Source organism: Bradyrhizobium cedriense, assembly GCF_054602315.1.
In genome coordinates this window covers 346292-358299 of the sequence record NZ_JBTSWB010000004.1, presented here as the reverse complement: position 1 = coordinate 358299, position 12008 = coordinate 346292, and the positions used below count along the sequence as shown (strand labels likewise).

The 12008-nt window shown below is 64.2% G+C and carries 9 protein-coding genes; all 9 read left to right on the top strand.

What is annotated here, in order from left to right; all coding sequences use genetic code 11:
- Window positions 1–54: 54 nt before the first annotated feature.
- Window positions 55–1020, top strand: a complete 966-nt coding sequence (locus ACYCVF_RS18375) for a sensor histidine kinase (RefSeq protein ID WP_459598600.1) — start codon at window positions 55–57, stop codon at window positions 1018–1020.
- Window positions 1021–1338: 318 nt separating this feature from the next.
- Window positions 1339–3075, top strand: coding sequence for a putative bifunctional diguanylate cyclase/phosphodiesterase (locus tag ACYCVF_RS18370; RefSeq protein WP_459598598.1), 1737 nt, complete (start codon window positions 1339–1341; stop codon window positions 3073–3075).
- A 151-nt stretch (window positions 3076–3226) separates the two neighbouring features.
- Window positions 3227–4666 carry a sigma-54 interaction domain-containing protein gene (locus ACYCVF_RS18365; protein WP_459598596.1) on the top strand — a complete coding sequence of 480 codons (1440 nt, stop codon included), beginning with the start codon at window positions 3227–3229 and terminating at the stop codon, window positions 4664–4666.
- 243 nt (window positions 4667–4909) lie between these two features.
- Complete coding sequence (locus ACYCVF_RS18360) at window positions 4910–6934, top strand: acyl CoA:acetate/3-ketoacid CoA transferase (RefSeq protein ID WP_459598594.1); 2025 nt, start codon at window positions 4910–4912, stop codon at window positions 6932–6934.
- Window positions 6935–7041: 107 nt separating this feature from the next.
- The gene (locus ACYCVF_RS18355) at window positions 7042–8226 is read left to right on the top strand and encodes a substrate-binding domain-containing protein (protein ID WP_459598592.1); all 1185 of its coding nucleotides are present in this window, start codon (window positions 7042–7044) and stop codon (window positions 8224–8226) included.
- 169 nt (window positions 8227–8395) lie between these two features.
- Window positions 8396–9160: an ABC transporter ATP-binding protein gene (locus ACYCVF_RS18350; RefSeq protein ID WP_459598590.1), complete on the top strand. Its 765-nt coding sequence runs from the start codon at window positions 8396–8398 to the stop codon at window positions 9158–9160.
- Window positions 9157–9879: an ABC transporter ATP-binding protein gene (locus ACYCVF_RS18345; protein WP_459606586.1), complete on the top strand. Its 723-nt coding sequence runs from the start codon at window positions 9157–9159 to the stop codon at window positions 9877–9879. The genes ACYCVF_RS18350 and ACYCVF_RS18345 overlap by 4 nt, the downstream gene beginning before the upstream one ends.
- The gene (locus ACYCVF_RS18340) at window positions 9876–10886 is read left to right on the top strand and encodes a branched-chain amino acid ABC transporter permease (RefSeq protein ID WP_459598586.1); all 1011 of its coding nucleotides are present in this window, start codon (window positions 9876–9878) and stop codon (window positions 10884–10886) included. Before ACYCVF_RS18345 ends, ACYCVF_RS18340 begins: the two co-directional genes overlap by 4 nt.
- Window positions 10883–11968 carry a branched-chain amino acid ABC transporter permease gene (locus ACYCVF_RS18335; RefSeq protein WP_459598584.1) on the top strand — a complete coding sequence of 362 codons (1086 nt, stop codon included), beginning with the start codon at window positions 10883–10885 and terminating at the stop codon, window positions 11966–11968. Before ACYCVF_RS18340 ends, ACYCVF_RS18335 begins: the two co-directional genes overlap by 4 nt.
- Window positions 11969–12008 lie beyond the last annotated feature (40 nt).

Genomic DNA, 12008 nt, shown 5'->3' with positions numbered 1-12008 from the left:
TGCCATCCTCACGAACCGCTCGATGTTCGAACGCATATCGCAACTGGGCTACGCATGGGGAAGCTGATCGACGAGTTCCGCAAGAGCTGGCAGGGCGCAGAGAAGCCCTCGCTCGGTCTGAGCATCTCGTTTGCGGTGATCTGCCTGCTGGGCGCGACCTTGGTCCGCTGGGGTCTCGCCCAGGTACGCCCCGACATCTACTTCACACCGTATTTCCCGGCCGTGTTCTTTGCCGCTGCCCTTGGCGGATTTCGGATCGGCATCGTGACGGCGCTGGTCGGCGGAATGCTCGGCGTCGCCCTGAATTTCGGCGATGCTTTCGCCGATCGCGCGCGATTTGCCCTGCTGGCACTCTACTGGGCGGTCTGCGCCATCACCATCTGGGGTGTCGAGCATTATCGCACCCTGCTGGCCGAGCAGCGCCGGATCTCCAGGCGCCTGATCGAGGAAGAAGACTATCGCAAGCTGCTGGTGGACGAGCTCCAGCACCGGCTGAAGAACAAGGTATCGACGATGCATGCCGTGCTGCACCAGGTGCTGCACGACCAGCCGCAGGTCTGGGCCCGGATCGATCCCCGACTGCGATCCCTGGCAGCAACCGACGACCTGATCTCGCGGATCGACAAGAGCGGCTGCGATATCCGCGACCTTCTGATCTCGGAGCTAGGCCCCTACGGCCATGTCCGCTTCACCCTCAACGGCGACCGCTTGTTCCTGCCGCCGAAGCTCGCAGTCACGCTGTCATTGATGTTTCACGAACTCGCCACCAATGCGGGAAAATACGGCGCATTCTCCGCGCCGCGCGGCCTGTTGCAGGTGTCATGGACCGTCAGCGACGACCGCCTGGCCATCACCTGGGACGAAACCGAGGGGCCGAGCGTGGACAAGGTGTCCGAGCCCGGCTTCGGCACCAAGCTGCTGAAGTCGGCCCTGTCGTCCTTCGATGGCAGGACCGAGATCTCTTACTTGAAGACTGGACTGCATTGCATCATGCAATGCCGCATCCCACGAAGCGAATAGAGCCGAATGAACCAGCTCCGCTTCCTGATCGCCTCTCTCCACCAGGAAGAGGTGTCTGCAACGGCTCACACTGCTTCAATCAAGCTCAAGCGCAGCCGGATCCGAAATGAGCGAAATCGCGGACGTGGCTTCGCTTGCAGTTTCACTGGGCGCATTGACCCTCTGTTAATGACGATCGTCAGCGCGCGTCGCATCGTCGCAAGTTTTCTCCAAAACACCCCCGTATTTCTCCGGACCCCTTAACCAAACTTAAGAGGGAACCGCGCAAGATCGCGCCCATTGCAAAGGCGCGCCGAAACAACAAGATTCATGACTTCTATGAACGACAATAAGTACTCCGGCGCGACTGAAGCCGAGCTCGGTTTTCTCAAGGAAATCGTTAGAATGCTGCCCGCCGGCATAACCGTGCAGGACGCGGATGGCGAGCTTCTGCTGGTCAACGAAGCTGCCGCCGCCCAGCTCGGCATGGACGGCAACAGTCCCTCACCCGATCTCGCATCGCGCCGCGAAGCGTGCCGGCAGGCGCTGAGCGCCGGCCAGGCGGTCGTGACCGAGGAGGCACTCCACATCGGTGCCGCGCGCCAGGTGCTGCTCACGACCCATCGCCCCGTTCGCCTCGCCGGACGCGAGCTTCTGATCTCGACGTCCTCCGACATCACCGAACAGAAGAATTTCGAGGACCAGCTGTTCCGTTCGGCCTATTTCGACGAGCTGACCGGACTTCCCTCGCGGCGCGTGATCGAGCATCGCGCAAACGGCCTGCTCGCGCGCGATCGCGGCGGCGAACGCTTTGCGCTGGCCTTTCTCGACGTCGACAATTTCAAGCACATCAACGACTATTACGGTCACTCCGTGGGAGACGCGCTGCTCGTCGAGCTGTCGAAGCGGCTCGGGCGCGACCTGCGCGATTCCGACATGCTGTCGCGCATCTCCGGGGACGAATTCCTGCTGCTGCTCTCTCCGATCCAGAGCCAGGAGGAAGTCGCCGAATTCATGCAATCGACGCTGGAACGGCTGACCGCGCCGTTCTTCATCGACAATTCGGAGGTCTTCGCCTCGACCTCGGTCGGTATCAGCCTCTATCCCGACCACGGACGCAGCTTCGAGACGCTGCGACAGAACGCCGATATCGCGATGTACCGCATCAAGAACAACGGCAAGGGGCTGGCAGCCTTCTTCGATGCCAGCATGGAGCGCGAGGCGCAGGCGCGGATGAAGGTCGAGCAGTCGCTAAGGCTCGCCATTCTGGAAAAGCGCTTCTGCTGCGCCTTCCAGTCCAAGGTCGACATCCGCACGCAGGCCGTGAAGGGCATCGAGGCATTGGTCCGCCTGCGCGACGACGAAGGCGTGATCCAGGCACCGGGTTCGTTCATCAACCTTGCCGGCGAGCTCGGCCTCATCGACGAGTTGACCCATCTCGTTCTCGCCGAGATCGTCAAGTCGGTCGACCTGATCAACGACACGTTCGGCGCGGAAGCGATCATCAGCATCAACGTCGCCGCCAAGCAGGCCGGCAATCCCGAGTTCATGCGCAGCTTCGCGCAGGCGCTGGGCGACACCGGCTTTCCGCAGCGCTTCATGATCGAGGTGACGGAAGACGCCTTCGTCGCCAAGAATCATTTCCAGGCCGAGATCCTGCCGATGTTCCGCAAGCTCGGCGTCGGCATCTCCATCGACGATTTCGGCACCGGCTATTCCTCGCTCTCGGCGCTGGCCGACATCACCGCCGACGAGATCAAGATCGACCGCTCGTTCATCACCGACATCCATAAGCGTCCGCGCAGCCAGGGCATCCTGCGCGCGATCGAATCCTTGAGCGAAGCGCTCGGCATAACGGTGATCGCCGAAGGCCTCGAATCCTACGAGGAGCTCGCCTATCTCCAGGCCGCGACCAAGATCCGCTACGCTCAAGGCTATTACTTCTCCCGGCCGATCTTCCTGGAGGAGCTGAAGCTCGCAACGCCCCTTTCCAGCGAGGCGCGGACCAGCGTGGCGAGCCGCCCGATGCAGCAGAACCGCCAGGGCTATTCGCGGGCGAGCGGGTATCGAAGGTAAGGCGCGAGCGGCACAGCACATGCCGTTGTCGTCCCGGATTCGCTTCGCGCCCCGGGACGACAGCAATTGCTGAGCTCGCTTAAGGCCCATTTCCCCCTTTGAAATTGCTGGCCTTTTGCTAATACACGGGCGGACCTCCCTGAGGCATGTCATGTCCGCTTTCTCCTCGATCAGCGATCCCGCCTATCTCCGCGCACGCGCGATGGAGACGCTGTTCGAGCGGCTGGAGAAGCTCTGCGAAGGAGCGATTGCGATCGATCGCGGAGGACGCGTCGTGTACGTCAACGAGAAATATCTTGCCGCGCTCGGTCTCGGCCATACCAGCGAGGCGATCGGCCGCTCAATCGAGGAGGTTATCCCGAACAGCCTGATGCGGAAGGTGGCCGAGACCGGCGAGCCGATCCTGCTCGACATCATGGAGCTCGGCGGCGAGCAGCTCGTCGTCACCCGCATGCCGATCGAGGACGAGAACGGCACCGTGATCGGCGCGATCGGATTCGTGCTCTATGACCATCTCGACAGCCTGAAACCGCTGCTCGCCCGCGTGGCCCAGCTCGAGAGCGACCTGCGACTGGCGCGGCGGCAATTGTCCAATGCCCGCGCGGCGCGTTTCACTTTCGCCGATTTCGTCGGCACGACGCCGGGAATCGCCCGGGCCAAGGAGATCGCAAGCCGGGCCGCGCGGCAGAGCGTCACGGTTCTGCTCACCGGCGAGACCGGAACGGGAAAGGAGATGCTGGCGCAGGCGATTCACAATGCCTCCTCGCGTGCGGAGAAGCCGTTCGTCAGCGTCAACGTCGCTGCGATCCCGGACACGTTGATCGAGTCGGAGTTCTTCGGCACTGCGCCGGGCGCCTATACCGGCGCCGACCGCAGGGGGCGAGAGGGCAAGTTCCGTATTGCCGATGGCGGCACGCTGTTCCTCGACGAGATCGGCGAAATGCCGCTGCAGCTCCAGGCAAAACTGCTGCGGGTGCTCCAGGAGCGCGAGATCGAGCCGCTCGGCTCGGACAAGATCACCAGGGTCGACGTCCGCGTCATCGCCGCGACCAACATGGACCTGCGCAAGCGAGTCAGCGACGGCGCATTCCGCGCCGATCTCTATTACCGTCTCAACGTGCTCTCGGTCGACCTGCCGCCCCTCCGTCATTGCCTGGACGATCTCCCCGACATCTGCGCCCGGCTGCTGGAGGACATCAGCGCGTCGGGCGACTACGTCAAGGCGAAGATCACACCGAGCGCACTCGCCGCACTCGCCCGGTATGATTGGCCGGGCAATGTTCGCGAGCTCCGCAACATCCTCGAGCGCGCGCTGATCCTCAGCGATTCCGGGCGGCTGACCGGCGAGGATGTCGCGCGCATCCTCCCCGTCGCCACCGAGCTCAAGCTTGCACCGCCCCAGCGCCCAGCCGGAATCGTGGTGCCCTATGCCGAAGCCGAGGCCGAGTTCGAGAAGCACACGCTCGAACAGGCGCTCGCTGCCAGCAACGGCCAGATCACCCAGGCCGCCAGGATGCTGCGGATCTCGCGCGCGACCTTCTACAAGAAGCTCGCCAAGTTCGGCCTCGCGTCGGGATCGGCTCCCGTCTGAGTTTCGAGACATTGAACTGTCCGGAGTCTCGGACTCCAGACACCGCGCCCGGCTGCGCCTCCGGGCACGGTTGCGGGAATTGCCGCGAGTTTCAGCCGCTTTGCGCGATGCGACAGGATCTGGCGCAGACCTTGCTCTCCGCTGTGCTGTCTTTCTTTGCGAGGAGCAGCCTGTTCCGGGACTGCTCCCCGCGATAAGATCAAGCCCAACAAGGCATACGGTCCAGGGAGCGGGAGGAACGCCGTGAGCCATCACCCAGCTCTGCCTTACCTGCGCAATTCCGAGAAGGGAAAGGTCGTCTCGGCCTCCGAAGCCGTCATGCTGATCCGCGACGGCGACACGGTGGCGACTGGCGGCTTCGTCGGCATCGGCTTTGCCGAGGAGATCGCGATCGCGCTGGAGGAGCTCTATCTGTCCCACGAGAGCGATGCGCCCTATGCGCAGGGCAAGCCGCGCAACCTGACGCTGGTTTATGCGGCCGGACAAGGCGACGGCAAGCAGCGCGGCCTCAATCATTTCGGGCATGAAGGGCTGGTCCGGCGCGTGATCGGCGGACATTGGGGCCTTGCGCCCAAATTGCAGCAGCTCGCGATCGCGAACCGGATCGAGGCCTATAACCTGCCGCAGGGCGTGATCACGCATCTGTTCCGCGACATTGCCGCGCATCGGCCGGGCCACATCACCCACGTCGGCCTCAGCACCTTCGTCGATCCCAGGCACGGCGGCGGCAAGCTGAACGCACGCACCACCGAGGACATGGTGGAGCTGATCAAGATCGGCGGCGAAGACTGCCTGCTCTACAAGACGTTTCCGATTCAGGTCGGGATCATCCGCGCCACCACGGGCGATCCCGACGGCAATCTCACCATGGAGAAGGAGGCGCTGACGCTGGAGGCGCTGGCCATTGCCATGGCGGCGCATAATTCCGGCGGCATCGTCATCGCGCAGGTCGAACGCGTCGCCGAGGCGGGCAGCCTCAATCCGCGCCAGGTCAAGATTCCCGGCATTCTCGTCGACTGCGTCGTGGTGGCAAGACCCGAGAACCACTGGCAGACTTTCGGCACGCAATACAATCCGGCCTTCTCGAGCGAGATCCGCGTCCGCGCCGCATCGCTGCCGGTGATGCCGACCAGCGAGCGCAAGATCATCGCCCGGCGCGCCGCGCTCGAGCTGAAGGCCAACAGCGTCGTCAATCTCGGCATCGGCATGCCCGAGGGGATCGCCTCGGTCGCCAATGAAGAACGGATCATCGATCTCATCACGCTGACGGCGGAGCCGGGCGTAATCGGCGGCATCCCGGCGAGCGGCATCGATTTCGGCGCCGCGATCAACACGCAGGCGGTGATCGACCAGCCATACCAGTTCGACTTCTACGATGGCGGCGGCCTGGATGCGGCCTTTCTCGGCCTCGCCCAGGTCGATCGTGCCGGCAATCTCAACGTCAGCAAGTTCGGGCCCAAGCTCGCGGGTGCCGGCGGCTTCATCAACATCAGCCAGAACGCCAAGGAGGTCATCTTCGTCGGCACGTTCGGCGCAGGCAAGCAGCGCATCGCGGTGAACGACGGACAACTCGTCATCCTCGAGGAAGCCAAGTCCCGCAAATTCGTGGACAGCGTCGAGCACGTCACCTTCAGCGGCCCGTTTGCCGCCGCGCGCAAGCAGCGAGCGCTGTATGTCACCGAGCGTTGCGTGTTCGAGCTCAAGTCCGACGGGCTGGAGCTGACGGAGGTCGCGCCCGGCATCGACATCGAGCGCGACATCCTGCGCCTGATGGATTTCAAGCCGCTGATCCCGCGCGATCCTGTCCTGATGGACGCGCGCATCTTCGGCGAGGGTTTGATGGATTTGCGCGAGCGCCTGCTCACCATTCCGCTCGACCAGCGCTTCACGCTGGACGAGCAGCAGAACCTGTTCTTCGTCAACCTGGAACGCTATCCGCTACGCAGCAAGGCCGAGATCGACACGATCGCGTCTCTCGTCGAGGCTCGCCTGGCGCCGCTCGGACGCCGGGTCTACGCCATCGTCAATTATGACAATTTTTCCATCCTGCCGGAGCTGATGGACGATTATTCAGCCATGGTCCGCAGCCTCGTCGACCGCTTCTATTCCGGCGTGTCGCGCTACACCACGTCGGGCTTCCTGCGCATCAAGCTTGGTGAAGCCCTCGAGAGACGCGGCGTCGCGCCGCATATCTTCGAAAGCGCCGAGGAAGCGCAGTCCGACTGGCGCCAGGTCGAGGCCGGAGCGGCGAGGCAGGCCCAAAAATGATGCATGCCCGCAAAGGCCAGCCCGCTCCACCGGAAGGTTCAATTGCAATGTTCGCGAGCTTGTGCAAATCGCTGTTACCGAGAAACTTCAGATCAGGAGGGACCATCGTGCGTCGATCATTCATCATAACAACAACCATCCTCGCGCTCGGCGCGGGCACCTGCGCACAGGCCGACGATCTCAAGATCGCGTTGATCTACGGCAAGACCGGTCCGCTCGAGGCCTATGCCAAGCAGACCGAGACCGGGCTGAAGATGGGCTTTGAATACGCCACCAAGGGCACCATGACGCTCGACGGCCGCAAGATCGTCGTCATCACCAAGGACGACCAGGGCAAGCCGGACCTTGCCAAGGCCGCGCTCGCGGAGGCCTATCAGGACGACAAGGCCGACATCGCGATCGGCACGACTTCGTCGGCCGCGGCGCTCGCCATTCTCCCGGTGGCCGAGGAGAACAAGAAGATCCTGATCGTCGAGCCCGCGGTTGCGGACCAGATTACCGGCGAAAAATGGAATCGCTACATCTTCCGCACCGGGCGCAACTCGTCGCAGGACGCGATCTCCAACGCGGTCGCGATCGGCAAGCAGGGCGTCACCGTGGCGACGCTGGCGCAGGACTATGCGTTCGGCCGCGACGGCGTCGCCGCCTTCAAGGAGGCGCTCGCCAAGACCGGCGCGACGCTGGCCGCCGAAGAATATGCCCCGACCTCGACCACCGACTTCACCGCAGTCGGCCAGCGCCTGTTCGACGCGCTGAAGGACAAGCCCGGCCGCAAGGTGATCTGGGTGATCTGGGCCGGCGCCGGCAATCCGCTGGCCAAGCTCCAGGACATGGATCCGAAGCGCTACGGCATCGAGCTCTCGACCGGCGGCAACATCCTGCCGGCGCTCGCCGCCTATAAGGGCCTGCCCGGCATGGAAGGCGCGACCTATTACTTCTACGAGATCCCGAAGAACCCGGTGAACGACTGGCTGGTGGCCGAGCACCAGAAGCGTTTCAACGCGCCGCCGGACTTCTTCACCGCGGGCGGCTTCGCCGCCGCCATGTCGGTCGTCGCCGCCGTCACCAAGGCGAAGTCGACCGACACCGAGAAGCTGATCACGGCCATGGAAGGCCTGGAGTTCGACACGCCGAAGGGCAAGATGGTATTCCGGAAAGAAGACCATCAGGCGCTGCAGAGCATGTATCACTTCAAGGTCAAGGTCGATCCGAACGTCGCCTGGGCCGTGCTCGAGCCGGTGCGCGAACTCAAGATCGAGGACATGAACGTTCCCATCCGCAACAAGCGGTGACCTTTCTTGCTTCACCTCTCCCGCTTGCGGGAGAGGCCGGGAGAGGGTGTCTCCTCTCGGGGATTCTCGATTGCGGAAACAGCCCTCTCCCCAGCCCTCCCCCGCAGGCGGGGGAGGGAGCGCAGCGTGATCGCGGATCTAATTTCCTTCCATCAATCGCCAAACCTCAATGCCCCTGACCCTCGAAACCCGCGACCTGACCATCCGCTTCGGCGGCCATGTCGCGGTCAACTCCGTTTCCTGCACGTTCCGCCCGGGCGAGCTCACCGCCATCGTCGGGCCGAACGGCGCCGGCAAGACCACCTATTTCAACTTGATCTCGGGCCAGCTGCACGCATCGAGCGGCAGCATCCTGTTTGGCGGCACCGACATCACCGGACAGTCCGCGCCGATGCGCACCCGCGCGGGCCTCGGCCGCGCCTTCCAGCTCACCAACCTTTTCCCGAACCTGTCGGTGGAAGAGAACGTCCGCCTCGCGGTGCAGGCTGCCAGCGGCACCCATTACGACATGCTGCGGCCCTGGATGGTGCGCCGCGACCTGATCGCGCGCGCCGACGCCATCCTCGACCAGGTCGCGCTCGGCAATCGCCGCGGTGTCGCCGCGACCGCGCTGTCCCATGGCGACCAGCGCAAGCTCGAAGTGGCGCTGATGATCGCGCTGGAGCCAAAGGTGTTCATGTTCGACGAGCCGACTGCCGGCATGAGCATCGACGAGGTGCCCGTCGTCCTCAACCTGATCGCGCAGCTCAAGCAGGACAACAGCAAGATCATCCTTCTCGTCGAGCACAAGATGGATGTGGTGCGCTCGCTCGCGGACCGCATCATCGTGCTGCATAACGGCCAACTTGTTGCAGACGGCAAGCCTGCCGAGGTGATCGCTTCGCCGATCGTGCAGGAAGCCTATCTCGGCATCGCCCCGAAGAGTGCGGCATGAGCGATCTCCTCAAACTCTCCGGCGTGCACACCCATATCGGGCGCTATCACATTCTCCAGGGCATCGATCTCACCGTCCCGCAGGGGCAGGTCACGATGCTGCTCGGCCGCAACGGTGCCGGCAAGACCACGACGCTGCGCACCATCATGGGCCTTTGGCAGGCCTCGCACGGCGAGATCACTCTCGCCGGAGAACGCATCGAGAGCCGCGCCACACCCGACATCGCGCGACTCGGCGTCGGCTATGTGCCGGAGAGCATGGCGGTGTTCTCCGATCTCACGGTGAGGGAAAACCTGGTGCTCGCGGCCCGTGACGGGCCGCTCGATGAGACCCAGCTCGACTGGATCTTCGGCTTCTTCCCGGCGCTGCGTCGCTTCTGGCTGTCGCGCGCGGGAAGCCTCTCGGGCGGGCAGAAGCAGATGCTGTCGATCGCGCGCGCCATCATCGAGCCGCGCAAGCTGCTCTTGATCGACGAGCCGACAAAGGGGCTCGCGCCGGCGATCGTGATGGCGCTGATCGAATGCCTGAAGGAGATCAAGCACAAGGGCGCCACGATCCTGATGGTCGAGCAGAATTTCTTTGCCGCCCGCGAGCTCGGCGACAGCGTGCTGGTCATGGACAACGGCACCATCGTCCATCGCGGCGAGATGGCGGCCCTCGCCGCCGACGTGCCGCTGCAGGAGCGGCTGCTCGGCCTGAGTCTGGAGACGCATCAGTGAGTGACCTTGCCGCTACCGATCCGCTGCCGAAGCCCAAGCGCGATCTCGCGCCGATCCTGCTGCCGGTCGCGCTCGCCCTTCTGGTGATCCCGCTGATCGGATCGACCTCTTCCTGGCTGACCTTGACCGTGGCGAGCCTTGCCATGGGCATGATGATCTTCATCATGGCGTCCGGGCTGACGCTGGTGTTCGGCCTGATGGACGTGCTCAATTTCGGCCACGGCGCCTTCATCGCCGTCGGCGCCTATGTTGCCACCCTGGTGCTGGCACCGTTTGCTGCTTCCATCCAGGCGGATTCGCTCTGGATGAACCTCGCGGTGCTGGCGCCGGCCGCGCTGCTCTCGATGGCGGTGTCCGGCGCGCTCGGCCTGGTGGTCGAGCGCGTGCTGATCCTGCCCGTCTACGGCCAGCACCTGAAGCAGATCCTGATGACGACCGGCGGCCTGATCGTCGCGGAGCAGACGCTGTACGCGCTGTGGGGGCCGCAGATCATCCCCATGCCGCTGCCGACCTCGCTGCGCGGCTCGTTCATCCTCGGCGACGTCGCGATCGCCAAATACCGCGTCCTGGCGATGCTGATCGGCCTCGCCATATTCATCGCGATCCAGCTCGTGCTCAATCGCAGCAAGGTCGGCCTCCTGATCCGCGCCGGCGTCGAGAACCGCGAGATGGTCGAGGCGCTCGGCTATCGCATCCGCCGCCTCTTCCTCGGCGTGTTCATGACGGGTTCGGCGCTGGCCGGTCTCGGCGGCGTGATGTGGGCGCTCTATCGCGAACAGGTGCATGCCTCCATGAGCGATGACCTTACGGTGCTCATCTTCATCGTCGTCATCATCGGCGGCCTCGGCTCGATCGGTGGCTGCTTCATCGGCGCCATCCTGGTGGCGATGGTCGCCAATTACGGCGGCTTCCTGGTGCCGAAACTCGCCCTCGTCTCCAACATCCTGCTGATGGTCGCCATTCTGATGTGGCGCCCGCGCGGCCTCTATGCGGTGACCAGCCGATGATGATCCTCTCAGGCGATCCGCCGCGGAGCCGCGTGCTCACGCTCGTTCTCGTCGTCATCATACTGGCGCTGGCGGCGACGCCGTTCCTGTTTCCCGGTGCCAAGGCGCTGAACGTCGCGGCCAAGATCTGCGTCTTCGCCGCGCTGGTCGCCTCCTACGATTTGCTGCTCGGCTATACGGGTTCGGTGTCGTTCGCCCACACCATGTTCTACGGCATCGGCAGCTACGCGATCGCGATCGCGCTGTACGGGATGGGCCCGAACTGGGCCGCGATCGCGACCGGAATCGTCGTGGGCCTGCCGCTCGCAGCCCTGCTCGCGCTCGCGATCGGGCTGTTCTCACTGCGGGTCGCCGCGATCTTCTTCGCCATGATCACGCTCGCGGTCGCCTCCGCCTTCCAGGTGCTGGCCTCGCAACTGTCCTGGCTGACCGGCGGCGAGGACGGACGCAGCTTTCAGCTGCCGGAGCTGCTGCGGCCCGGCACGGTGCTGATCTCCAAGGGCGCGTTCGGCTTCGAGATCAACGGCCGCATCCTGACCTACTATCTGGTGTTCGCGATCTCGGCGCTGATGATCCTCGCGCTGCTGCGCGTCGTGAACTCGCCGTTCGGCCGCGTGCTCCAGGCGATCCGCGAGAACCGCTTCCGCGCCGAGGCGCTCGGCTTCCGCACCGTATTCCACCTGACCTACGCCAACTGCCTCGCGGCCCTCGTCGCCGCCGGCGCCGGCATCCTGAACGCGCTGTGGCTGCGCTATGCTGGGCCCGACACCTCGCTCAGCTTCTCGATCATGCTGGACATCCTGCTGATGGTCGTGATCGGCGGCATGGGCACGATCTACGGCGCGGTCATCGGCGCAAGCATCTTCATCCTCGCCCAGAACTATTTGCAGTCGCTGATGGGCGTTGCCTCCAGGGCGGCGGACGAAGCCGGACTGCCGCTGCTGCCGGGGCTGTTGCATCCCGACCGCTGGCTGCTGTGGCTCGGGCTGCTGTTCATCGCCAGCGTCTATTTCTTCCCGACCGGCGTGGTCGGACGGCTGCGCAATCCGGTCGGCGACAAGAGCGCCGGCAGCTCGCATTAAGTCGCGATTAATGATGCGGCCTAGCGATCGCTGCACGCGC